This is a genomic window from Pseudomonas sp. B21-047, assembly GCF_024748775.1.
Lineage (GTDB): Bacteria > Pseudomonadota > Gammaproteobacteria > Pseudomonadales > Pseudomonadaceae > Aquipseudomonas > Aquipseudomonas capeferrum.
On record NZ_CP087169.1, the window covers coordinates 5894494 to 5917977 of the forward strand.

Genomic DNA, 23484 nt, shown 5'->3' on the forward strand with positions numbered 1-23484 from the left:
ATCGAGCAGCCTGGATATCAGCGATCTACCTGACTGGACGCAACGGCATGCAAAGCAAAACCACGAGACGATCTTTCGTCAAAGGCCTGGCCGCTACCGGACTTCTGGGTGGGCTCGGCATGTGGCGCGCGCCGGTCTGGGCCGTGACCAGCCCTGGCCAACCGAACGTGCTGAGCGGCACGGACTTCGATCTGTATATCGGCGAACTCCCCGTCAATATCACGGGTGCAGCTCGCACGGCCATGGCCATCAACGGTTCGGTGCCAGGGCCGATCCTGCGATGGCGCGAAGGCGACACCGTGACACTGCGCGTACGCAACCGGCTGAAACAAGACACCTCCATTCACTGGCACGGCATCATCCTGCCCGCCAACATGGACGGTGTGCCGGGCTTGAGCTTCCACGGCATCGCTCCCGATGGCATGTACGAATACAAGTTCAAGGTCCACCAGAACGGCACCTACTGGTATCACAGCCACTCAGGCTTCCAGGAACAGTCCGGGGTCTATGGGGCGTTGGTGATCGATGCCAAGGATCCGGAGCCGTTTGTGTACGACCGTGATTACGTCGTCATGCTCAGCGATTGGACGGATGAAGACCCGGCGCGGGTGCTCTCCAAACTCAAGAAGCAATCTGACTACTACAACTTCCACAAGCGCACTGTTAGCGACTTCGTTGACGATGTGAGCGAGAAAGGCTGGTCGGCCGCTGTAGCGGATCGGAAGATGTGGGCTGAAATGAAGATGAGCCCCACCGACCTCGCTGACGTGAGCGGGTATACCTACACCTACCTCATGAACGGCCAGGCTCCGAACGGCAACTGGACGGGTATCTTCAAGCCCGGCGAGAAGATCCGCCTGCGCTTTATCAACGGCTCGGCCATGACCTATTTCGATGTCCGGATTCCTGGGCTCAAGATGACGGTTGTGGCTGCCGACGGCCAGTACGTCAAACCCGTATCGGTCGATGAGTTCCGGATCGCCGTTGCCGAAACCTACGATGTCATCGTCGAACCTGAAAACGAGCAGGCCTATACAATCTTCGCGCAATCCATGGACCGTACCGGGTACTCCCGAGGCACCCTGGCAGTTCGTGAAGGCTTGCAAGCGCCCGTGCCGGAGGTAGATCCACGCCCGATCATCGCCATGAGCGATATGGGCATGGACCACGGCAGCATGGGCGGAATGGATCACGGCGGCATGGCTGGCATGGACCAGGGGAACATGGCCGGGATGGATCACAGCAAGATGGCTGGGATGGACCATGGCAGCATGGCCGGCATGGACCACAGCAAGATGGCTGGAATGGACCATAGCAGCATGGCCGGCATGGACCACAGCAAGATGGCTGGAATGGACCATAGCAACATGGCCGGCATGGATCACAGCACGATGGCTGGGATGAGTCATGAGGGCATGGCCGGCATGAGCGGTGCAATGCAGAGCCATCCGGCTTCCGAGACAAACAACCCGTTGGTCGATATGCAGACCATGTCGCCGACCCCGAAGCTGAACGATCCGGGAATTGGCCTGCGCAACAACGGGCGCCGAGTGCTGACCTACGCCGATTTGCGGAGCACCTTCATCGATCCCGATGGTCGAGAGCCTGGACGCACAATCGAACTGCACCTTACCGGCCACATGGAGAAGTTCGCGTGGTCGTTCGACGGTATCAAATTCTCTGATGCTGAACCGCTGCGGTTGAAATATGGCGAGCGTCTTCGCATCACCTTGGTCAACGACACCATGATGACTCACCCCATCCATCTCCACGGTATGTGGAGTGATCTGGAGGACGAGAACGGCAACTTCATGGTTCGCAAGCACACCATCGACATGCCACCTGGCTCAAAACGAAGCTATCGCGTCACCGCAGATGCCTTGGGACGTTGGGCCTATCACTGTCACCTACTGTTCCACATGGAAATGGGCATGTTCCGAGAAGTCCGTGTGGACGAATGAGCTGGAGATTTGAGATGAGCAAACCAATGAAACGAAGCGCCTTTTTCCTCTCTGCTGCGATGGTCGGCATGTTGGCTGTTTATGCCCCGTCGTCGTGGTCCAGCGACAACCATGATCAGCATTCCCAGAAATCTACCGAGGCCGGTAAAGCCAAAGGTTCGCAGGACAAGCAGGGTCAGGGGATGAACCATGAAGGCATGGACCATGGGTCCATGGAAAGTATGGACCACGGCTCGATGAAGGGGATGGACCATGGCTCGATGGAAGGCATGGACCACGACAAAATGATGGAATCGCATGGCAGCGACAAAGCTAAGGCAGGGAAAGATGGTCAATAGCCTTGGGCGGCCTTCGCTGCTGGCCCTGACTGTTTCAATCGGCATGCTGGGCGTAACGCCCAGCTTCGCCGCTGAAGAAATGGATCACTCGGGCATGGATCATTCGAAAATGGGGCACGGTTCCATGCAAATGGATGCTGTTCCGTCCGAATCGATGCCGGCGATGGATCACAGCAAGATGGGGGTGAGCAAACAGCAGAAACAGCCTGCCCCTGTTGATCACAGCCAGATGGAGCATGCTCAAAGCCAGAGCAAATCCAGCCCGGTGGACCATAGCAAGATGGACCACAGCAAAATGGGCCATGGAAACATGAAGGGCATGGATCACGGTTCGATGAAGGGCATGGACCATTCCCAGATGAATCATGGTTCAGCGATTTCTCCGACCACAACGAGTCGCACGCCGATTCCAGTGCTCACTGATGCCGACCGCGAGGCAGCCTTTCCGCCTTTGGGTGGCCACCAGGTGCACGACAGCGGAATCAACAGCTTCTTCCTGTTGGACCAGCTCGAATACCAAGACGCCGATGAGGGCAGCACCCTGGCCTGGGACGCATCAGGCTGGGTAGGCGGCGACATCAATCGACTCTGGGTTCGCTCGGAAGGCGAGCGCACCAATGGGGTAACCGAAGACGCTGAGCTGCAACTGCTATACGGGCGCTCGGTCAGTCCTTGGTGGGACGTGGTCGCCGGAGTCCGTCAGGATTTCAAACCGGAATCACCGCAGACCTGGGCAGCCTTTGGTATTCAGGGCATGGCCTTGTATGACTTCGAGGCCGAAGCTACGGCGTTCATCGGCGAGAACGGCCAGACTGCTGCGCGTCTTGAAGGCGAATACGACATCCTGCTGACCAATCGCTTGATTTTGCAGCCCACGGCCGAGGCGAACTTCTATGGCAAGAACGATCCTGAGCGCGGTGTTGGATCGGGTCTGGCCAATACCGAAGTCGGGCTGCGTCTACGGTATGAAATCGTCCGCCAGTTTGCCCCGTACATAGGCGTTACCTGGAGCCGCTCCTACGGCAACACCGCTGACTTCATCCGAGACGAGGGTGGAGATGTTGATGAGGCACGCTTCGTTGCCGGTATCAGGATGTGGTTCTGAGAATTCCAACATGAAAAGAACAATTACAACGCTGCTTGTGGCCGGTGCTGTCGGAAGTGCTGCGGTATTGGGCACCGCGTATTTCGGCTTGGTGAATGTCGGCGCCGATGATCCTCACTTCCCGGCTGTCCATTCGTTTCTCGCCATGGCTCGCGACCGGTCGATTGAGGTTCGAGCGCGAGACATTGAAGTGCCTGACCTGAAGAACGCTGCGTTGATCAAGGCAGGCGCAGGCAACTACAACGCCATGTGCATTGGGTGCCACCTCGCCCCTGGCGTTGGAAAGACAGAACTTAGCCAAGCGCTATACCCGTCGCCACCTGACCTCACCAAGGTGGGTGTCGGAGGCGAACCGGCTGCCGCATTCTGGACGATCAAGCACGGCATCAAAGCCACCGGCATGCCCGCTTGGGGCAAGAGCATGGGTGATGAGTACATCTGGGGAATAGTCGCGTTCCTGGATCAACTTCCCGAAATGAATCCCGAGCAGTACAAGGCTTTGGTGGCCACGAGCGGTGGCCATCAGCACGGCGGCGGCGAAAGCGATATGCATAACCATGAGGGCCAGCACGGCGGGAGCGGGCATGCCGAGCATGGCGATCACGACGAAGCGGCAGACAACGATCATGCCCAGGCAGCTCACGACCATGGAGCTCCACCCGCAGGCGCCACCCAAGCGGCAGATCATCACGGTGACCACAATGCGGCCGAAGCCCATTCGGACGCCCACCCGAAATCGTCGACAAAGACGCATGTTCACAAAGACGGTAAGGAGCACACTCATGCCAACTAACCGGATACTCGTTCGTCTAGCCGCTATCGCTGGGCTGCTGGTGACCTCAGCGGCCTACGCTGCCGAGCCTTTGTCCATCGACGTTCACCGAGACGCGAACTGCGGTTGCTGCAAGAAATGGATCGCGCACTTGGAAGCCAATAGTTTCAAAGTGACCGACCATATTGAGACGGACATGAGCGCAGTGAAACAGAAGCTGGGCGTAGCGCCACGGTTAGCGTCCTGCCACACAGCCGTGATTGATGGAAAGTTTGTTGAAGGTCACGTGCCAGCTGAGCAGATTCGAGAACTCAAGGAGCGGAACGATCTGGTCGGGATCGCCGTGCCAGGAATGCCAGCTGGATCCCCAGGCATGGAGGTTGATGGCGTAAGCCATGCCTACCAAGTCATTGGGTTAACCAAAAGCGGCGCGGACCTAGTAGTCGCCAACTATCCAGCCAAATAACGCACCGACCAGAAGGACGGCAGTAGGCTGACTGCCGTCCCATGTATCCCCGCTAGAAAGCTTCATCAGCTCAACACGACGACACAGAGGGCCTGCAACGCGTAGCTAATCAGATTCGCGGCGCTCGCGGACTGGCTTGAGTACGATATCGCCGTTGATGAGCTCTATGGAGAGTCTGTCGCCCGTCGTGACCCCGAGCTCGCGCAGAATGTCGTCAGGTAATTCCACAATCACATCGCCGGAGCCGTCGCCGGGATCCAGGCACTTTACCGTGGTGCGCGCTGATTCAGTCATTGGGCTCTCCTGCCAGAGCTACCAGTCCCCATCATACTCCAGCAGCCATGCAAGCGGTGATTTGCTCAAGCAGCTTTGCAAATGCCATTTTGTTGGAGTGTTCAGTACGCCGGAAGCCCCTTGCGACTGAGCTAGATCCCATCGACGAACATCGAAAGGGGCCGCAACCCCAAACGGTGCGTAGCTCGTCCGCTTCAATCGGACGGCAAGTTCGTGCCGAAGCTGCGTTCAATCTTTCTGCGGTGCAGCCCGGTTAGGCAATCCCTAGCAGCAGCTATGCCTGAATTGCTCGCTCTTGGTGATGACGCTCAGTGGCAGCCGCACATGGATGAGGTTTGTCGGGACAGGGCGATATCATATGGCCAGTTTACGCTCTGGTCGCTACAGTATCAGCAGTACAATAAGGACGTGCCTGTATGAGAAGGAAAGCTCGCATACTAATCCTATGCAAAACATACCCGTCACCCAGCGCTGCCTATACAGAGACTTCGTGCGTTGCGGGGATGGACGAGGCAGGCAATCTGATCCGTCTTTACCCTGTACCGTTCCGCCTGGTCACTGATGATCAACGATTTTCAAAGTGGCAGTGGATCGAAGCCTCCATCGAAAAAAGCTCCAACGATCACCGACCTGAAAGCCATAAGATTGGCGTGGATACGATTCAGCCCCAAGACATTATTCCAACCTCGAAAGCGTGGATTCGAAGGAGGGAAATGCTTAGCAAGCTGCCCATCTACGACAGTTTTGAGGCTCTGGAGCAGGCTCGACAGAATTCCAATGTCACGCTCGGCTTGATCAAGCCTGAGCGAATTATTGGATTAGAGATCCGTAAAGCCGCGTCAGAAAGCTGGACTGATGAGGAGCTTGAAAAACTGGAGAGACTGCAGCGCCAGCCCGGTTTATTCGATCAGGACGATGTCAAAGCCAGCATCAAGCGCCTAGAGAAGGTGCCCTTCGATTTCTACTACAGCTATGAGTCAGTACTTGATGGTGAGGTAAAGATTTATAAGCACAAGATCGTAGACTGGGAGGCAAGCCAGCTGTACAGAAACATGCGCCGAGCTCATGGGCCTAACGGCTGGGAAGCGCCGTTTCGACAGAAGCTGGAGGTCGAGTTACCAGGAAAAGATCTTATGCTTCTAATGGGAACGATTCATCGATTTCCGCAACAGTGGCTTATCATCAGTCTCATCTATCCACCTAAGCAACCGCCCGAAGCAAATCAGCAAATTTCTCTATTTTGAGAGGCAGATGCCGCGTATCCAGGGATGAATCCAATTCACTCGCAGCCTCGGCGATAAGGCTGCGGTGACAAAAATTCGCGTCAGCTTCGTAGCAAACCATACAAATGCGCTGGCTTGAGGCATCAGCTGTCAGGTTCTCCAGAAGGTCCATCCGGGTACGGATGTAAGCCCTGAAGTCGCGCGCATAGACCCCCCAATCGCCATCGACCTTATAGCGGTTTCGAATCGGTTTTGGGCAACCCAAGGGAGGGGAATGCTCGTAGGCAATTCCTGCATCCGCCAAGCACTGGGCGAAAGCCTTCTTGGAGAAACCAGGCTTTCTGGACAGAGGGTACTCGCGAACGTCCAGAACCTTGTCGATCTGAGCTTGCTTAAGACGAGCGATGAAGGCGTCGATAGACAACCCTTCATAGCCTGCGGTGTAGATCGCCATGTGAAATCTCCCAGCGGCTTCCTGCGGCTGTTCTGCAAATAAATGAGAGACTATACCATTCTAGCCATGCTGTACCCCATGGGCATTGGATGGATGGCCATCTCCAAGAGGTAGCGACGAGCGGATGGTAGGGGCCAGAAATCATCTCGGTCCGCGTTAGGTGGAAGCGCCTTCGCCGAGAGGCTATTGAGGTTTAGGACTTCGAATAGAGCATCGCAGCAGCCAAACCAGTGCATTCCTCAAGAAGCGCCGCTATCACGGATCGGAGCTTACTCGCGTCATACACACCTGATTCAACATCCTCCTGAGTGGTTTCATAAAACGCCTTTGCGTAGCTATCTTTGAAATCGAGGGCGCCCTGATAAATACCTAACGACTCCTTGTAATTCGTCCAGGTCACCTGCGCTGGGGGTCGCCCCTTAAGATTGAGATCGAGATAGCACTCGATAGCGGCCGCGCAGCCGTTGATGTCAGCGTTGGCAACACCACACGGGCCTTTCGCCGGAAACTCGCGCAGCTCGTCCAAGTCAGGAAGAACCATAGCTTTCATGTTCACTGGGAATTGAAAGCGTTTGAGTAGATTTTTATAGGTATCCACTCCTTCGGCGTCGTTATCGAACAGGAAGACCACGCGATTGTGAACATCAATTTTGACCAGTCCCTCGGCGAACTTGGACAGATTACCTGTACCGGAAAATGGGTGACGCTCCTCGATGTCAATGAATCGAAAAAAATCCTCGATGTCCGGGCGGAGCAGCGCCAGACCCCGCTTCAGAATGTGGGTATCAGAAGTGCCTTCAGTCGCTATCAAATAGGTCTGGGTCCGACGTGCGTTCCCAATGAAATCCTCATTTTTAGCCCATCCTGCATCCACAAAATTGCCGTAATCCCAGACGACATCTTCACCTAGATTAGCGGGGTTTTCGGCAAGGATTCGCAGAGTTGCATATGGGCTCAGAAATCCTAACATTGAGCCGAAATGGCTGCGCTCGGAGTAGCCTCCGATGTCTCGATCAAACACTCCCGTCGGGAGTAGAGATGCCGCTGGATCAGCCGCAAAGCGGCCCCGGCCCTGTGCATGATCGGAATCGTAGCTGGCGACATAGTCGCTTTTTAGGTCTCGCAATGCGTACGCTTTGATGAAGTCGATAAATTGATCGAAAGTCAAACGGTCGGATCGACGCTCACCTGGCAGGTATTCCTCGAACTGGTCTCTGTCGAGCACGACCTGATTTTCGTATTCCGACCTCACCGCCGCCAATGTGTATCCGAGCAGCTCCAACCGTGACACCATCGAACCAAGTGTCCGGCAAAAACACAGCTCCATTTGCTCCAGACTTTCAGGGCTATGAGCGTAGTCGTAGTCGATGCCCTCGTGCCGACGGTACTGGCGGTCGGACTCTTGATAGAGCATCCCGTGATCCATGCCCATATAGCCAGTGTTGTATGTGAGATCGAGGCTACCCACAGACAGCGTAATTGGTGTGCTCATAAGATCTTTGTACCTGGAGTTAACTGTCTAACGCCAATGCATGACGCGAATCTGGACATGCTTGTACTGGCACGTGATAGCACATTTCAGCGGCGTCGGAGATGCATCCGAGCTCAGGTGCTCTATCCTGGTGTACCTGCCCCTCGCTAACTCAGGCGTGTAAACCTGTTTTTTTCACTGTAAACCACTCTGGTTAACAGTGAAAAAAATAGGTTTACACGCCAGCAATCATAGGGCCCGCGAACGGAATTCTTCGCCACACCATCACTTGGGTTTGGGGTCCTTGTCGTCCTCCATCAAGGCAAAGAAAGCTTTGGCCTGCTCTTCCTCGGAGAGCTCCTCAACCGGAGTCCGCCGCGGGCGCGCAGTCGGCTTCTGCAGAGCATTCGCTGAGGCATCAAGTTGCTTTTTTACAGATCGTTCCGACGCAGTGAGCGATGAGTCGAAAACCTTCTGGGTGACTCGGTCCTGCCGTTCAGCTCGCGCAAATTTCACTACGTTGGACGTGAACGCGGCTGGCAGGTCAAACGGACACCGCAGGTCTGGATGCTGTTTGGACACCCGACCACCCAGAGCCAATTTTTGAAGGTGTTCGACCTGTTTGGCACTGGACGTGTAAGCCGCTGAGCGGTAAGCATGGCCGATGTCTTGAAGGGAGGCCGCATGACGGCCTGCACTGCGGCACTCAATGTACGCCTGCTTCAACAACTCCACCGCCAGGCGCTTGATACCGAAGGTGCAACGGTAAATTTCCCTTGCCAATTCACCCTGATTACCGCGAATCGCGCCATTGCCCACGCGAACACATTCATCAATGAAAGCTTTCCAGTCGGAACTGCCAGGCTCATCGGGAAGCATGATTCTTGGGTCCGTCAGCAAGCGCTGCTGATCCTCATTGTTTCTCTCAAACAACTTGTGACCCAAGCTGTAATTGCACACGTAGACCATTGGCGGACCGATACCAGCCATGTTCAAGAGGATATCGGTAACCTTCGCTGCACCAAGCCCCTTTTGGATGTACTGCATTTCATCCAGGATGACTAACGATACCCCATCACGATTCGCCCTACGCCGGCATTCACTCAGCAGCTCAGCAACGGTCAGTCGCGACAGAGGCAACTCAACGAACTCTCGAAGAAGGGCCTTAGCATTGGTGGTACCTCGGGCGCTTGCATACCAATGCGACCGCAACGGTAGCTCACCCTGGAAGTGATCGCAGGACAGATCAACGGGGCCAGGCAGAACCTTGCGCAGCGCAGCAATGGTCTGGCTCTTCCCAACCCCTGCAAGCCCTGTAAAACACACCGGCACAGCATCGACTGCAGGTGCTTCATAGAGCCCTCGGGCGTACTCGCGCTCAGAAGAGAACAATGCTCGCGCATGCAGCGCTGCGCGCCCCACCATCTCCTGGATGAACTCAATCGTAAATGCGTTGGGAATGAACGATTCACGCAATGCTTGAGACAGCACCTCTGCCGCCAACCGAGGTTCAATTTCGTACAGACTTTCCAATGGCTCAGGTCGACGCGTGATGATCTGGCGGACCTGATCAGCCGTTTGGCAGCCGTCGAACCAACTCGCAATGGCCTCATTCATTTGGCTTTACCTCGGAATCGATCATAGTCATCTGTATCTCGCTGCGCAGATGCCGATTTAGGTGGTCGACCAATTCTTCTCACGCCACCTTTACACTCTTCACCGGTATCTTCTTTGAATCTATCATCGTGAAATTGATGAATTGCCGGCATCTCATTACGAAGCAAAGTTTGAGATTTTCGCCTTAAGGCATCTAGTGACTGAAGATCACGTAATGATATGTCCCGATCACCGTCAACGGTCCTTTGCGTCGTTACAAAGTCCAGTTCGAACAGTGTGCCTCCTACCTCAATCCATATATGCCGAACGCACATAGTCAGTACATATACATCAACTTCAATAACGCTGCTCCTAGCAACTCGATCAAATATCCCGGTATTGATCAAATCAACAGACCTATACTTGCGCCCGTACAGATAGACTGCGTCTTGACGTACAACGGCCGGGTGCACAGACAGGAAGCTCTTTATGGCAACCTCTTGCTGCATCCCGATTGCAGAATTACGGAAGCGGCTGTCCCAGTAATTCCAGATACCCAGCGGGGTGGGCTTTATTCCGCACCAATACATTTCGGTTTCCATGCGGCCACTTGCGTCAGACGACCGGTTGTCTTTCAGGACTTGGTGAATCTCCCTGCGGGCCATTTGGACAAAATTCAGTGTGCTATGAACATAGGTGGGTTGATCGAGGTCGGATTTTGCTCGCGGGTGCGATGACTCAACCGTAGCTTTAGACTGGCCAGAAAAAACTGGCGTATTTTCAAGTGTGCCTAGCCAGTGGATCTCAGGCTCCGTGTCCAGGGCTGCTGCAGGACCTCGATCAAACACCAGCCCACCTGCCAAGCCTTCGCAGGGCCACCAGTCCGGTTTGATGGTTACTCCGAAAAGCCCACAAAACCATACTTTGTCGACAGCCATGGAAAACAGACACATCCGATAAGCTTCTTTGGTTTCTTTACCTTCGGCAAATCCAATGCCAACCACCATTCCGGACAATCCACACACGGCACGAACGACGCAAAATCCGTCAACGGGGCTACCCTCTGTCAGGCCCGAAAGTTTTTCAACTATGTAGTAACCATCAAACTCGACCTGCTGATTTAGATTCGTCAAGCGTTCTGAGAAACTGCCCAAACTGCCGCTCTGGTCGCGGGTCTTTTGTTTACCTCTTACGCCAATAGATTTCTCTTTAGCGCTAACTTGTTGTTCGATGCAGTAACGCACTTGGTCAATAGTTGGAAATGGGTGCCCTTTACGATTGATGAAAAATGCTACTCCATTTCGTTCAACGGAAACGCAACCAAATTCCTCTGTAAGGATTTTTCGGTAAACTTGACTATATGTTTTGTCAGCGGAACGGAACCTAAGATACGCAGAAAGGATTCTTTCCCTCATGGCGCTATCGGCCCGGTAACCCCACTCTTTGCCATTGGGTGATGGCCGGCCCAGCCTGCGTAATTTCCCCGGCCCCTCCCTGTCCCACCTCCCGATGCGGTGCAGGGGAGGCATGAGAGCCCACTTGTTTTGTCCAAAAGTAATGTAAGTGTAGAACCACAACCTCAAGCGAGCTGCATTTTGCTGAGGCGACTGGCTTTTGGCATGAGCGTTAATTACAGCGTCCGGATCGTCACTGGCTAGAACCTCCTGGAGACGAACCATCAGGCCTGAGATAGCCAGAAAACGGCGGTTGACCTTTTGGTCGTAGGTTTCCTTAGCAGAAACCCGCTTCGTTTCACGATCTGAAATTGCGATCCCCTTAATCGGTTCCAGCCATGGCGGAAATTTGTCCGTCTCCCCTGACGCCAGCAGCGCACCCGCTTCGAGCGCTTCTTCGAACTCGAACCTTGTGAGGGTGATCAAGGTGGTGCGCACGTCTTTCGCTAGATCACTGAACTCCACCAAGCGCACCCGGTTGTGGACCGCATCACTGTTCAGGAAATGGTAATAGTGGCCTTTGACAAGGCTCCGATAACCTTCAGGCGCAAATAACCTAGCGCCCGTGATCACGGCTCAATCTCCAAGAAAAATTTGCCGTAGGCTGCCAGCAGATCACCACCGTCGGTATCGAGAGGATGGTCGATCAGAATCGGCTTGAAGAAATTTACTGGCAGCTTTCGGTCCCAGATGTCTTGGTAGACCTTCGCAATAAACTGGTCACGCTTACCCCATCGGGCTGCATACCGGTAAATGATGGGGTGGATCAAGGCCCCAGCATGCACAGCGCCCTCAATCTCAGCGCTAAACTCCCTGAGCAGCTCGGGGTCGTGGGTCAGCGGCAAGCCATGCATCGGAAATAGCAGATCGAGATTGCCCATGACGATCGGGTCCAGACGATCCAAAGACATTTGCACGGTCCTGATACCGCCGCTTGCGTAATGCAGTTGCTCTAGGGCTGTGCGTAGCTCAGCATGATCACGGTCCTTTTTTTGCTGATTAGGGGTCTTGGCTGCTGAGTAGCGCCTCTCGCTGAAGGCATGAGCTTGATCCTTCACCGTCCAATTGACCGCGTAGGGTTTCCCATCTGAACCCATCAAATACAGTAAAAGGTCCCCCTGATAGGGAAAGGGCATTCTCTGTCGGCTACCAGCTTTAGTGGTAATCACCACCTGGTGATGCTTGAAGCCAATTTGCTTGGCAATTTCCATCGTCCCAGTGACAGGATGAGAAAAATGTCCTTTGGTGAGTGGATGCCCGTGCAATGGATGCGGGGCGTGATATGGCCACAGCATCTTCTGCTCGTGAATATCGAGCAGCTGAGGATGGAAGAGCGCGAGCTGTGCGAACACCGCTTCTGGGGTGGACAGCGAGTGAATCGCACGGCCGAGCTTCCGGCTATTCATTCTGCTGATACGAGAGCCCTTAGGGGCTTCTCGTGGAACCGCTAAAATCGAAGGCGTGTAGATATCGCCCCACGCGAAGTGAGCTTGTCGGCTCCTGATGAGGGCAAATCTCTCCTGCAAAGTCATCAATACAGTCCAATGTCTACGGACCTAGGATCGTCATCCAGCCTGGGGATAATTTGCTGGATGCCCCTATAGCCCTTGCCTCCCGGGCGTACCCAAGAGTGCGGGTTGTGGATAACGCTCACCTTCTTGTGGATGAACGAAGCCCTGCAGGACTTGACGTCCCGCATGTTCGGAATAGACAATGGAAAGGTCAGGTCGCTAAATTCTGACTTATCCACAGAGGCCCAAGGTCGCACTTGGGCCTTTGTCTATCTGAATTCTAGCGCTAATTAACTAGTCAGATTTCATTCAATACTTCCTTATTATTCATACGTGTTAAGAATCTAGGACATAGTTAGCAGCTATCTGCAATGGATTCGCTGGGTGTACACGTATCTGTGTGCACATTTTAAAGCGCTTCGCTTAGCAGGGTATGTTACCGCCGTGGTTAACAGGGTGACAACTGAAAAGTCATCCCTCTCTGGGTCGCGACTGGATTCAAAATTGTCCAGCTTGGGTCATTATCTAGATCAACCGTGCGCCTCACACCCATCGGATATATATCTTCACCCCCTTATCTCAACTGATAATTTAAGGGTTTAGCCCCAATCAAATAAAATGTTGAAAACGACAAGCGTTTGGTGAGGGAAATGGCTGATTCTGCAAATGCATCTGTCCCTGTCGTTCGATGGCTACCGGATGAGACCTTTTTCAGTATTTGTTGTCGTCAGCATCGTTTTATGTGCCACGTTACTAAGGCTAGCACCACTGCATGGCTATTTGGTGAGGGATCAAGTAGTGTGCAGCATGACTTTCCTAGCAGACTAAACTCTTTGCCCCAAAAAGCCAAAGAAGTATGGGGAAGCCCATTCAACATCATTACAGAACATACGATATTGCCGTTGTTTTTTCCTTTTCAATCCAAGGAAAGAATTGACGACGTCTTTCATACAGTTTCAAACAATTCTTTGGGCACCTTAAAATATCGCCTGGGTCTGGTGACCGGTCGCTTTGGCGCAGAGCACCCATTGAAAGCATGCCTCGAATGTTTAAGGGAAGACCGTATCAATCATGGGGTCGCCTACTGGCACCTGTCCCATCAGTATCCAGGCGTCACGTTATGCCCTAAGCACGGAACTCTCATCAGGATTTGCTCGGCCAACCGGCAGTGGTCGGACTCTGCGCACTGGGTATTACCTGCCGAGCACCTAATAGCGAGCGTTGCAGAGCAGCCCGTATGCCCGACAGTGGTACAAACCCTCAAGCGTTTAGGACACTCAGTGATTGAGTTAGCCAAGCTAGGCATTTCTGAGCAATTTCGTCCAGAAAATGTCACGGCTGCTTATAACGAAGCTATTCGTCGCCTCTCAGTCAATACAGAAGCATGCTTTGATGCCCAAGCAGACCTAGCTTCGTTCGCTTCACAACTGCAACCGTATCTTCCACTGGCCTCGCTTCCGACCACTCCAAAGAGAGCTGAAACTTTTATACAGAGTCTGACCCGTACACCGCGCGTTTACTCCCATCCGCTCAAACATCTGATTTTGATCACCTGTATATTCGGCGAGTTTGCGCCGTTTTTATGTGCGTTAAAAAGATTTCAGTCTCCAGGGGATCAGGAAACCCCAGTACAGTCTCCAGACCACGGAAGACGAGCAGTAGGCGATAAAGCAGCACACCGATTTAAAGGTCAGGAAATCAGGGATAGAGTCTTCAAAAAACTGAAGCCTAAAAAGCTGAAACCCGAGCTTCGGGAACAAATCTTGGGTTGCTTGGGCAAAGGAGTGGAGAAACATTCCATAGCGGAACGATATGACGTTTCGGTTTCTACAATAAACAGGATCCTAAGTGCTGATCCTCTACTGATGGCTGCTTGGACAACTCAGCGCAGGGAGCTACTGCTACACAATCACCGTGCGGAGTGGGTTAGCGCCATCGGCATGAATCCAGACGCCAGTCCGAAAAGCCTGAGATCAATGCTCCCCAAGGTCTATCAATGGCTATACCGGAACGATAATGACTGGTTGATGGCTCAAACTAAGCGGATGCCAAGTGGTCGCGTAGGCAACAATCAAAAAATCGATTGGAGTGCTCGCGACAGGCAACTATGCGAATCAATTGAATTGAGCATTCAAAGACTGAAATACTCGGCCACGAATTTCCCTGTTCGAGCTAGTCATATTTTCGCGTTGGTGCCCACACTGCATCGGTGCCTAGAAAAAAGGAATCGCTACCCAGAAGCACGAAACCTACTAGAAATTGTTACCCAATCGACCAAGACTTAACATGCAAGTGCAGCAACGCTCAGTCAGCTATTCCCGACAAGTGGTCGCATACCTACCATTACCATAATTTCGCCATAGAGACTCAATAGGAATCAAATCTTTATCATACTCGTACAAATCAACAACAAATTCATCGAAAGTCTCATAGGCATAAACCACGATTTTCAAAATTTCTTCGGGGAAAAATTCCGTCTTTACAACAGGACTCTCAAATCTTTTTTCTTCCAAATTATTTGAAATCCGATCGAGATACTCAATCATGGCTGTCCGCTCAGATTTCATCCGCTTCGTCAGTTTCTTGAGGCTGCGCAACTTATCGGAGAGAATGGCCACTGCAGAATGGATTGAAATGGAGAATTCATAAGCGCATAGCGCTTCTACGAAGCGAGCATGTTTGAGAGCATCTTCATCCAAGTTCATTACGCTCTCTGCGTTACCGAGGTGTCGCCCAGAACACTTTCTCCACATCACATCGAGATTGTGGCCTTTTGATGAGAAAGGTTGATCGCAATATGGGCAAGTGGACAGCAGCACCACATTGTGTGTGGCACACACGCTCACATGATCAGGGAAATTTCGTCGCCAGTAGGAAAAGCCCAAATCCTGCACGTCCTGCCTGACGCATTCCGGGCAGTAGGCGTGCAAGTCGGAATTAGTAATCGCCATTCGGGGTTTGAGATACGCCGTTCGAGAATAACTGGCATCTCGGGTATCCCTGATAACAAACTGCAGGGGCAATTGAGTGTGTTCGTGCAGCAAGCGGTTGAAGCCATAGCATCCTTGCCAACCCATCGTTGAGGCGATCACCTTAACTGCTTGGTGAGTAATCTCCCCTTCAGAAAGCCATCGTAACCTGTCTACCCTCCAGTCCATAAAATTCACGAGCAAATTGCGGTCAACATATGAGCGCAAAGATTCATCAGGTTGGATACGCAACAGCATGGATGGGTTGGCCCCTCAGCGACTGATCCCGCGTCATCGTTCAAAGGTTGCGGTTGAGCAAACATTGCCAGAAATAAGGTGTAAAAAAGGCACCCAAAGGTGCCTTTTCGGAAGGTTCGAGGAGTAGTCGCAGCGATCCTTTAACTCCCAGCCTTGCGACCTTGGGTTCAGAATCCGACCGGCTATGCCCGTCGTCACTACTTCAGAGAAACCAGCATTCTCTGCTGCCGAAATTGCGGGGGGGCCTTGCTGGTACCCAGTCCCAACGGATGCGCAGTTGCAGTCCTCGACTACAAGCCTATACAGCGTGACACACCTGTCAATTAGATTCTGAGGCGTAATTCCAAGTCGGGACAACGGCGTGCATCACTGCACCCCGCCAACCCGGATTGGTCACGAACAGGGTTACCCGCGACAGCTTTATTTCCCTTGCGACAGGTTTAATTCCCTAAATCTAACCATCGCCATTAACCGCTGTGGCTTACTCGACCGTCACCGATTTCGCCAGGTTACGCGGCTGGTCAACGTCGGTACCCTTGAGCACGGCGACGTAGTACGACAGCAGCTGCAGCGGAATGGTGTACAGGATCGGCGCCAGAGCGTCCGCGATGTGCGGCACCTTGATCACGTGGGTGCCTTCACCGTTGGTCATGCCAGCGTGCTCGTCGGCGAACACCACCAGCTCACCGCCACGGGCACGTACTTCCTGCAGGTTGGACTTGAGCTTCTCCAGCAGTTCGTTGTTCGGCGCCACGGTGACCACCGGCATGTCGTTATCCACAAGCGCCAGCGGGCCGTGCTTCAGCTCGCCCGCCGGGTAGGCTTCGGCGTGGATGTAGGAGATCTCCTTGAGCTTGAGGGCACCTTCCATCGCCACCGGGTACTGGGCGCCACGGCCCAGGAACAGGGTGTGGTGCTTGTCGGCGAACAGTTCGGCGATCTTCTCGACGGTCGCGTCCATGGCCAGTGCCTCGCCCAGGCGGGTCGGCAGGCGGCGCAACTCTTCAACCAGCTCGGCTTCCATACCGGCTTCGAGGTTACCGCGCACCTGGCCCAGGGCCAGGGTCAGCAGCATCAGCGAAACCAGCTGGGTGGTGAATGCCTTGGTCGAGGCAACACCGATCTCTGGGCCGGCCAGGGTCAGCAGGGTCAGGTCGGATTCGCGCACCAGCGAGCTGATGCCGACGTTGCAGATGGCCAGGCTGCCGAGGAAGCCCAGCTCCTTGGCATTGCGCAGGGCGGCCAGGGTGTCGGCGGTCTCACCGGATTGCGAGATCGAGACGAACAGGGTGTCTGGCTGGACCACGACCTTGCGGTAGCGGAACTCGCTGGCCACTTCGACCTGGCAAGGGATGCCGGCCAGGCTTTCGAGCCAGTAACGGGCAACCATGCCGGCGTGGTAGCTGGTACCGCAAGCGACGATCTGCACATTGCGAACCTTGGCAAACAGTTCGGCGGCATTAGGGCCGAAGGCCTGCACCAGAACATTATCCTTGCCCAGGCGGCCTTCCAGCGTGCGCTGGACCACGCTTGGCTGCTCGTGGATTTCCTTGAGCATGAAGTGACGGTAGGTACCTTTGTCGGCCGCCTCAGCGCCTTCGTGGTACTGCACGGTTTCACGCTGGACCTTGGTGCCGGCCTGGTCCCAGATGCTGACTTGGTCACGGCGGATCTCGGCGATGTCGCCTTCTTCCAGGTACATGAAACGGTCGGTGACCTGGCGCAGGGCCAACTGGTCCGAAGCCAGGAAGTTCTCACCAAGGCCGAGGCCGATCACCAGCGGGCTACCGCTGCGAGCGGCTACCAGGCGGTCTGGCTGTTTGGCACTGATCACGGCCAGGCCATAGGCACCGTGCAGGCGCTTCACAGCGGCCTTCAGCGCATCGGTCAGGTCCGGGACAGTCTTGAGCGTGTGGTGGATCAGGTGAACGATAACTTCGGTATCGGTCTGCGAAGTGAAGACGTAGCCGAGCTCTTTCAGCTCTTCACGCAGCTCTTCGTGGTTTTCGATGATGCCGTTGTGCACGACCGCCACTTCACTGGCCGAAAAGTGTGGGTGGGCGTTGCCTTCGGTGGGCGCACCATGGGTGGCCCAACGGGTGTGGGCGATGCCCAGCTGGCCGGTGAGGGGGTCGGCGGCGACGGCGGCTTCCAGCTCGCTGACTTTACCGATACGGCGGCGACGCTCCAGCTCACCTTGCTGGCTGAAGACAGCCAGGCCGGCACTGTCGTACCCGCGGTATTCGAGGCGCTTGAGGCCTTCGATCAGAATGGCGGTGATATTACGCTCGGCTACGGCACCAACGATTCCACACATGGTTATTGCTCCTGGCTGATCGCGGCGCAAATCAGGTTGATGCCGCGGGCTTGAATGTGTTCGCGTGCCGCTGCGGGCAGGCGTTCGTCTGTAATAAGGGTATTCACGCTGCCCCAGGGCAGCTCGAGGTTAGGGATCTTGCGCCCTACCTTGTCGGACTCGACCATCACGATCACTTCCCGGGCCACCTCGGCCATGACTCGGCTCAGGCCAAGCAGCTCGTTGAAGGTGGTGGTACCCCGGTTGAGGTCGATGCCATCGGCACCGATGAACAGCTGGTCGAAATCGTAGGAACGCAACACCTGCTCGGCCACCTGCCCCTGGAACGATTCGGAGTGCGGGTCCCAGGTGCCGCCGGTCATCAGCAGCACCGGCTCATGCTCCAGGTCGCTGATGGCGCGGGCCACGTTCAATGAGTTGGTCATTACTACCAGGCCCGGTTGGCGGCCCAGTTCAGGGATCATCGCAGCAGTGGTGCTGCCGCTGTCGATGATGATCCGCGCATGTTCGCGGATACGCCCTACAGCAGCGCGGGCAATGGCCTTCTTGTAGGCGGACACGGGCTGGGTAGGTTCGCCGAGCAACTCTTGCGGCACCGGCACCGCACCGCCGTAGCGTCGCAATAGCAGGCCATTGGTTTCCAGGGCTGCGAGGTCCTTGCGAATGGTGACTTCTGACGTTTCGAAGCGCTTGGCCAACGCGTCCACACTCACCTCGCCCTGCTCGCTGAGCATGGCCAGGATGTTGTGCCGGCGTTGGGGGGTGTTACGTTTCGACATGAGCGCTTAAGTTTCGATTCGAAAGATAATGGTTGCAATCAAAACCTAAGACGCTCGTTTCGTCAAGCGCCATGAGCTGTGGATAAGTCTGTTGCCGTCCGCTCACGCGGCCCTTTCGCTACCCTCCAGGTGGCGCGTATCCCTGTAGGAGCGGCCTCGCGTCGCGAAAGGAGGGCAAAGCCCTCCCAGCTTTCCAACAGCCCAAAAAAAACCGACCCATTCACACAGGTCGGCTTTCGATCGAAACAACTGTGTATAACTCAGCTCTTCTTGATCTTCTCCGGCCGCTTCCAGCCGTCGATGTTGCGCTGGCGCGCACGGCCCACAGCAAGCTGCCCTGCTTCAACAGTCTGGGTGATGGTCGAGCCTGCCGCAGTAGTAGCACCAGCCTGGATATCCACAGGCGCCACCAACGAGTTGTTCGAGCCGATGAACACGTCTTCGCCCATCACCGTCTTGAACTTGTTGGCGCCATCGTAGTTGCAGGTGATGGTGCCAGCACCGATGTTGGTGCGCGCACCGATTTCGGCATCGCCCAGGTAGCTCAGGTGGCCGGCCTTGGCGCCCTCACCCAGGTGAGCGTTTTTCAGTTCGACAAAGTTACCCACATGGGCCTTGGCATCCAGCACGCTGCCCGGGCGCAGGCGCGCGAACGGGCCGGCATCGCTACCCTCGCCCATCACCGCACCTTCGATGTGGCTGTTGGCCTTGACCACCGCACCCTTGCGCAGGGTGCTGTTCTTGATCACGCAGTTGGGGCCGATTTCTACATCGTCCTCGATCACTACCTGGCCTTCGAGGATCACGTTGATGTCGATCAGCACATCACGGCCTACGGTCACTTCACCGCGCACATCGAACCGCGCCGGGTCGCGCAGGGTGACACCCTGGGCCATCAGGCGGCGGCCTGCGCGCAACTGACAGTGGCGCTCCAGCTCGGACAGCTGGCGACGATCGTTGGCGCCCTGCACTTCCATCGGGTCATGGGGCTGCTCGGTCGCTACCACCAGGCCGTCGGACACCGCCATGGCGATGACATCGGTCAGGTAGTACTCGCCCTGGGCATTGTTGTTCGACAAACGGCTCATCCAGTCCGCCAGGCGCGCGGCAGGCAGGGCCAGAATACCGGTGTTGCCTTCCTTGATCGCTTTCTGCGCGTCGTTGGCATCCTTGTGCTCAACGATCGCCGTTACCTTGCCCTGCTCGTCACGCACGATACGGCCATAGCCGGTCGGGTCTTCGAGGGTGACCGTGAGCAGCCCCAGTTGCTCGTCGTTGGCCTTGGCTAACAGACGCTGCAAGGTCTCCACTTCGATCAACGGCACATCGCCGTACAGCACCAGCACGGTGTCTGCGGTCAACGCCGGCAGCGCCTGAGCCACGGCATGGCCTGTACCCAGCTGCTTGTCCTGCATGACGAAGTTCAGGTCGTCAGCTGCCAGGCGCTCACGTACCTGCTCGGCACCGTGGCCAATGACCACGTGGATGCCTTGCGGCTGAAGCTGGCGCGCGCTGTGGATAACATGGCCGAGCATGGAGTTGCCGGCAACCGGGTGCAGTACCTTGGGCAGCGCCGAGCGCATGCGGGTACCTTGGCCGGCGGCGAGAATAACGATATCGAGTGACATTACTGGCTACCAATCCTGGGCGGTCAGTGAAATGACCGGGGGGGGGGAAATCAAAAAAAGAAAAAGGGTAGCCGAGGCTACCCTTTTACTCAATCGCAACAGAAGTCATCAGCCGTGGCCGATTACTTGCCTTTGCGCATTTGCTGGACGGTACGCAGCTGAGCTGCGGCCTCGGCCAGACGTGCGGCGGCGGCGCCGTAGTCGAAGTCCGCGCCTTTCGTATTCAGGGCGTTCTCGGCAGCCTTGAGGGCTTCCTGAGCCTGCGCTTCATCCAGGTCTGCAGCACGTTGCACGGTATCGGCAAGCACCTTGACCATGTTCGGCTGAACCTCGAGGAAACCACCAGAGATGTAGAACACCTCTTGTGCGCCACCCTGCTTGGTCAGCGTGATCGGACCTGGCTTCAGATTGGTGATCAGCGGCGCGTGGCCTGGAGCGATACCAAGATCACCCAGGTTACCGTGCGCAACCACCATCTCGACCAGACCGGAGAAAATTTCTCCTTCCGCGCTGACGATATCGCAATGGACTGTCATAGCCATCTGCTTGCCTCAACCTGATAGCGCCCCTTGCGGGGCGCAGGAATTACAGTTTCTTGGCTTTCTCGATCGCTTCGTCGATGCTGCCGACCATGTAGAACGCTTGTTCTGGCAGGTGGTCGTAGTCACCTTTGAGGATGCCGCTGAAGCCAGCGATGGTGTCTTTCAGGGAAACGTACTTGCCTGGCGAACCGGTGAAGACTTCGGCCACGAAGAACGGCTGCGACAGGAAGCGCTGGATCTTACGAGCGCGGGCTACCAGTTGCTTGTCGGTCTCGGACAGTTCGTCCATACCCAGGATCGCAATGATGTCCTTCAGCTCTTTGTAGCGCTGCAGAACATACTGAACGCCACGCGCAGTGTCGTAGTGCTCGTTGCCGATCACGTTCGGGTCCAGCTGGCGCGAAGTCGAGTCCAGTGGATCGACCGCTGGGTAGATACCCAGGGAGGCGATGTCACGGGACAGAACGACGGTGGCGTCCAAGTGGGCGAAGGTGGTCGCTGGCGACGGGTCGGTCAAGTCGTCCGCAGGTACGTATACGGCCTGCACGGAGGTGATCGAACCTTCCTTGGTGGAGGTGATGCGCTCTTGCAGAACGCCCATCTCTTCAGCCAGGGTCGGCTGGTAACCTACTGCCGAAGGCATACGGCCCAGCAGTGCGGATACTTCGGTACCGGCCAGGGTGTAACGATAGATGTTGTCGACGAACAGCAGAACGTCGTTACCTTCGTCACGGAACTTCTCAGCCATGGTCAGGCCGGTCAGCGCTACGCGCAGACGGTTTCCTGGTGGCTCGTTCATCTGACCGTAGACCAGCGCTACTTTGTCGAGAACGTTGGAGTCCTTCATCTCGTGGTAGAAGTCGTTACCCTCACGAGTACGCTCACCCACACCAGCGAACACGGAGTAACCGCTGTGTTCCATGGCGATGTTACGGATCAGTTCCATCATGTTTACGGTCTTGCCGACACCGGCACCACCGAACAGACCAACCTTACCACCCTTGGCGAACGGGCAAACCAGGTCGATAACCTTGATGCCGGTTTCCAGCAGGTCGTTGCCGCCTGCCTGGTCAGCGAACGAAGGCGCTGGCTGGTGGATACCGCGACGCTCTTCTTCACCGATCGGGCCGGCTTCGTCGATCGGGTTGCCCAGTACGTCCATGATACGGCCGAGAGTGGCCTTACCAACAGGAACGGAAATGGCAGCACCGGTGTCGACGACATCCAGACCGCGCTTCAAGCCTTCGGTGGAGCCCATCGCAATGGTACGAACCACGCCGTCGCCCAGCTGCTGCTGAACTTCGAGGGTGGTTTCCGCGCCTTGTACTTTCAGCGCGTTGTATACACTCGGCACGACGTCACGTGGGAATTCCACGTCGATGACGGCGCCGATGATTTGAACGATACGTCCGCTACTCATAGCTGGATCCTCTGAATATGTGAACCGTTAAACCGCGGCAGCGCCGCCGACGATTTCCGAGATCTCCTGGGTGATCGCAGCCTGACGCGCCTTGTTGTAGATCAATTGCAGCTCTTTGATCAAATCACCGGCGTTGTCTGTGGCGTTTTTCATGGCGATCATCCGGGCCGCTTGTTCAGCAGCGTTGTTCTCGACCACCGCCTGGTATACCTGCGACTCCACGTAACGCACCATCAAGCCGTCCAGCAGCTCTTTTGCGTCGGGTTCGTACAGGTAGTCCCAGTGGTGCTTGAGTTCCTGATCCGGGGTTGCCACCAACGGTACCAATTGCTCGACCGTTGGCTTCTGGGTCATGGTGTTGATGAACTTGTTCGAAACCACCGAGAGGCGATCGATACGGCCGTCCATGTAGGCGTCCAGCATCACTTTGACGGAGCCGATCAGATCGTTGATCGATGGCTCTTCGCCCAAGTGGCTGATCGCTGCTACGACGTTGCCGCCAAAGATGCGGAAGAAAGTCGCACCCTTGCTGCCGATCACGCACAGGTCGATTTCCACGCCCTGTTCGCGGTTTGCGCTCATGTCCTTGACCAGGGCCTTGAACAGGTTGGTATTCAAGCCACCGCACAGACCACGGTCACTGCTCACCACGATATAACCGGCGCGCTTTACAGGGCGCTCGATCATGAACGGGTGGCGGTATTCCGGGTTGGCGTTGGCCAGATGACCGATCACCTGGCGGATACGCTCCGCGTAAGGACGGCTAGCAGCCATGCGCATTTGTGCCCTGCGCATCTTGCTGACCGCCACTTTCTCCATGGCGCTGGTAATTTTTTGCGTGCTTTTGATGCTCGCAATCTTACTGCGAATCTCTTTTGCGCCTGCCATGTATCACCTATCAGGTTAGCAAGCGGGGGCCAGGGCCC

20 protein-coding genes are annotated in these 23484 nt (G+C 55.5%); 7 read left to right on the forward strand and 13 right to left on the reverse strand.

Features of this window, described 5'->3' with window-relative positions; translation table 11 throughout:
- The first annotated feature begins 47 nt into the window (after positions 1-47).
- From LOY26_RS26690 to LOY26_RS26710, 5 genes are read left to right on the forward strand one after another with little or no spacing between them, the layout of a single operon-like run.
- Positions 48-1961, forward strand: a complete 1914-nt coding sequence (locus LOY26_RS26690) for a copper resistance system multicopper oxidase (protein WP_060519772.1) — start codon at positions 48-50, stop codon at positions 1959-1961.
- Between the two features lie 14 nt (positions 1962-1975).
- On the forward strand, positions 1976-2299 hold the full coding sequence (locus LOY26_RS26695; protein ID WP_019470286.1) for a hypothetical protein: 324 nt from the start codon (positions 1976-1978) through the stop codon (positions 2297-2299).
- Complete coding sequence (locus LOY26_RS26700) at positions 2289-3404, forward strand: copper resistance protein B (protein WP_060519774.1); 1116 nt, start codon at positions 2289-2291, stop codon at positions 3402-3404. The genes LOY26_RS26695 and LOY26_RS26700 overlap by 11 nt, the downstream gene beginning before the upstream one ends.
- 10 nt (positions 3405-3414) lie before the next feature.
- Positions 3415-4197, forward strand: coding sequence for a cytochrome c (locus tag LOY26_RS26705; protein WP_060519775.1), 783 nt, complete (start codon positions 3415-3417; stop codon positions 4195-4197).
- Positions 4187-4642 (forward strand): DUF411 domain-containing protein, encoded by a 456-nt coding sequence (locus LOY26_RS26710; protein ID WP_060519778.1) that lies wholly within the window; start codon positions 4187-4189, stop codon positions 4640-4642. Before LOY26_RS26705 ends, LOY26_RS26710 begins: the two co-directional genes overlap by 11 nt.
- 105 nt (positions 4643-4747) lie before the next feature.
- Here the strand turns inward: LOY26_RS26710 and LOY26_RS26715 are convergent, their stop codons facing one another.
- A complete protein-coding gene (locus tag LOY26_RS26715) occupies positions 4748-4936 on the reverse strand; it encodes an AbrB/MazE/SpoVT family DNA-binding domain-containing protein (protein ID WP_060519780.1) in 189 nt (62 codons plus the stop codon).
- Positions 4937-5439: 503 nt separating this feature from the next.
- Here LOY26_RS26715 and LOY26_RS26720 point away from each other — a divergent pair.
- Entirely contained in the window at positions 5440-6180 is a 741-nt protein-coding gene (locus tag LOY26_RS26720) for a hypothetical protein (protein ID WP_197864294.1), read from the forward strand.
- Here LOY26_RS26720 and LOY26_RS26725 read toward each other — a convergent pair.
- The 5 genes from LOY26_RS26725 to LOY26_RS26745 form a co-directional block, all read right to left on the reverse strand.
- Positions 6137-6613: a DUF488 family protein gene (locus LOY26_RS26725; protein WP_060519784.1), complete on the reverse strand. Its 477-nt coding sequence runs from the start codon at positions 6611-6613 to the stop codon at positions 6137-6139. The genes LOY26_RS26720 and LOY26_RS26725 overlap by 44 nt on opposite strands.
- Positions 6614-6806: 193 nt before the next feature.
- Entirely contained in the window at positions 6807-8105 is a 1299-nt protein-coding gene (locus LOY26_RS26730) for a HEPN/Toprim-associated domain-containing protein (RefSeq protein ID WP_060519785.1), read from the reverse strand.
- A gap of 264 nt (positions 8106-8369) precedes the next feature.
- Complete coding sequence (locus LOY26_RS26735; protein WP_060519786.1) at positions 8370-9701, reverse strand: hypothetical protein; 1332 nt, start codon at positions 9699-9701, stop codon at positions 8370-8372.
- Positions 9698-11707, reverse strand: coding sequence for a transposase (locus LOY26_RS26740; RefSeq protein WP_165961575.1), 2010 nt, complete (start codon positions 11705-11707; stop codon positions 9698-9700). The genes LOY26_RS26735 and LOY26_RS26740 overlap by 4 nt, the downstream gene beginning before the upstream one ends.
- Complete coding sequence (locus LOY26_RS26745) at positions 11704-12666, reverse strand: hypothetical protein (protein WP_060519787.1); 963 nt, start codon at positions 12664-12666, stop codon at positions 11704-11706. The genes LOY26_RS26740 and LOY26_RS26745 overlap by 4 nt, the downstream gene beginning before the upstream one ends.
- Positions 12667-13295: 629 nt before the next feature.
- On the opposite strand from LOY26_RS26745, the gene LOY26_RS26750 reads away from it, so the two are divergent.
- Positions 13296-14930, forward strand: a complete 1635-nt coding sequence (locus LOY26_RS26750) for a TnsD family Tn7-like transposition protein (RefSeq protein ID WP_082422064.1) — start codon at positions 13296-13298, stop codon at positions 14928-14930.
- A gap of 27 nt (positions 14931-14957) precedes the next feature.
- On the opposite strand, the gene LOY26_RS26755 is transcribed toward LOY26_RS26750, so the two are convergent.
- The 7 genes from LOY26_RS26755 to atpG all read right to left on the reverse strand — a co-directional run bounded on the left by LOY26_RS26755 (position 14958) and on the right by atpG (position 23446).
- Positions 14958-15872, reverse strand: coding sequence for a TniQ family protein (locus tag LOY26_RS26755; protein WP_110765414.1), 915 nt, complete (start codon positions 15870-15872; stop codon positions 14958-14960).
- 481 nt (positions 15873-16353) lie between these two features.
- Positions 16354-18189, reverse strand: coding sequence for a glutamine--fructose-6-phosphate transaminase (isomerizing) (gene glmS / locus LOY26_RS26760; protein WP_258714260.1), 1836 nt, complete (start codon positions 18187-18189; stop codon positions 16354-16356).
- A 2-nt stretch (positions 18190-18191) separates the two neighbouring features.
- Complete coding sequence (locus LOY26_RS26765; RefSeq protein WP_033702431.1) at positions 18192-18968, reverse strand: DeoR/GlpR family DNA-binding transcription regulator; 777 nt, start codon at positions 18966-18968, stop codon at positions 18192-18194.
- Positions 18969-19228: 260 nt separating this feature from the next.
- Positions 19229-20596: a bifunctional UDP-N-acetylglucosamine diphosphorylase/glucosamine-1-phosphate N-acetyltransferase GlmU gene (gene glmU, locus LOY26_RS26770; RefSeq protein ID WP_258714261.1), complete on the reverse strand. Its 1368-nt coding sequence runs from the start codon at positions 20594-20596 to the stop codon at positions 19229-19231.
- Positions 20597-20718: 122 nt separating this feature from the next.
- Positions 20719-21138: a F0F1 ATP synthase subunit epsilon gene (locus LOY26_RS26775; RefSeq protein ID WP_033702433.1), complete on the reverse strand. Its 420-nt coding sequence runs from the start codon at positions 21136-21138 to the stop codon at positions 20719-20721.
- Positions 21139-21181: 43 nt separating this feature from the next.
- Positions 21182-22558 carry a F0F1 ATP synthase subunit beta gene (gene atpD / locus LOY26_RS26780; protein ID WP_016489910.1) on the reverse strand — a complete coding sequence of 459 codons (1377 nt, stop codon included), beginning with the start codon at positions 22556-22558 and terminating at the stop codon, positions 21182-21184.
- Between the two features lie 27 nt (positions 22559-22585).
- Positions 22586-23446 (reverse strand): F0F1 ATP synthase subunit gamma, encoded by an 861-nt coding sequence (atpG, locus tag LOY26_RS26785; RefSeq protein WP_033702434.1) that lies wholly within the window; start codon positions 23444-23446, stop codon positions 22586-22588.
- Between the last annotated feature and the right edge of the window lie 38 nt (positions 23447-23484).

Excerpts from the sequence above, each read along its gene's own strand:
- LOY26_RS26690 (WP_060519772.1), top strand. The coding sequence starts at position 48 with ATGCAAAGCAAAACCACGAGACGATCTTTCGTCAAAGGCCTGGCCGCT.
- LOY26_RS26695 (WP_019470286.1), top strand. The coding sequence starts at position 1,976 with ATGAGCAAACCAATGAAACGAAGCGCCTTTTTCCTCTCTGCTGCGATG.
- LOY26_RS26700 (WP_060519774.1), top strand. The coding sequence starts at position 2,289 with ATGGTCAATAGCCTTGGGCGGCCTTCGCTGCTGGCCCTGACTGTTTCA.
- LOY26_RS26705 (WP_060519775.1), top strand. The coding sequence starts at position 3,415 with ATGAAAAGAACAATTACAACGCTGCTTGTGGCCGGTGCTGTCGGAAGT.
- LOY26_RS26710 (WP_060519778.1), top strand. The coding sequence starts at position 4,187 with ATGCCAACTAACCGGATACTCGTTCGTCTAGCCGCTATCGCTGGGCTG.
- LOY26_RS26715 (WP_060519780.1), bottom strand. The coding sequence starts at position 4,936 with ATGACTGAATCAGCGCGCACCACGGTAAAGTGCCTGGATCCCGGCGAC.
- LOY26_RS26720 (WP_197864294.1), top strand. The coding sequence starts at position 5,440 with ATGGACGAGGCAGGCAATCTGATCCGTCTTTACCCTGTACCGTTCCGC.
- LOY26_RS26725 (WP_060519784.1), bottom strand. The coding sequence starts at position 6,613 with ATGGCGATCTACACCGCAGGCTATGAAGGGTTGTCTATCGACGCCTTC.
- LOY26_RS26730 (WP_060519785.1), bottom strand. The coding sequence starts at position 8,105 with ATGAGCACACCAATTACGCTGTCTGTGGGTAGCCTCGATCTCACATAC.
- LOY26_RS26735 (WP_060519786.1), bottom strand. The coding sequence starts at position 9,701 with ATGAATGAGGCCATTGCGAGTTGGTTCGACGGCTGCCAAACGGCTGAT.
- LOY26_RS26745 (WP_060519787.1), bottom strand. The coding sequence starts at position 12,666 with ATGACTTTGCAGGAGAGATTTGCCCTCATCAGGAGCCGACAAGCTCAC.
- LOY26_RS26750 (WP_082422064.1), top strand. The coding sequence starts at position 13,296 with ATGGCTGATTCTGCAAATGCATCTGTCCCTGTCGTTCGATGGCTACCG.
- LOY26_RS26755 (WP_110765414.1), bottom strand. The coding sequence starts at position 15,872 with ATGCTGTTGCGTATCCAACCTGATGAATCTTTGCGCTCATATGTTGAC.
- glmS (WP_258714260.1), bottom strand. The coding sequence starts at position 18,189 with ATGTGTGGAATCGTTGGTGCCGTAGCCGAGCGTAATATCACCGCCATT.
- LOY26_RS26765 (WP_033702431.1), bottom strand. The coding sequence starts at position 18,968 with ATGTCGAAACGTAACACCCCCCAACGCCGGCACAACATCCTGGCCATG.
- glmU (WP_258714261.1), bottom strand. The coding sequence starts at position 20,596 with ATGTCACTCGATATCGTTATTCTCGCCGCCGGCCAAGGTACCCGCATG.
- LOY26_RS26775 (WP_033702433.1), bottom strand. The coding sequence starts at position 21,138 with ATGGCTATGACAGTCCATTGCGATATCGTCAGCGCGGAAGGAGAAATT.
- atpD (WP_016489910.1), bottom strand. The coding sequence starts at position 22,558 with ATGAGTAGCGGACGTATCGTTCAAATCATCGGCGCCGTCATCGACGTG.
- atpG (WP_033702434.1), bottom strand. The coding sequence starts at position 23,446 with ATGGCAGGCGCAAAAGAGATTCGCAGTAAGATTGCGAGCATCAAAAGC.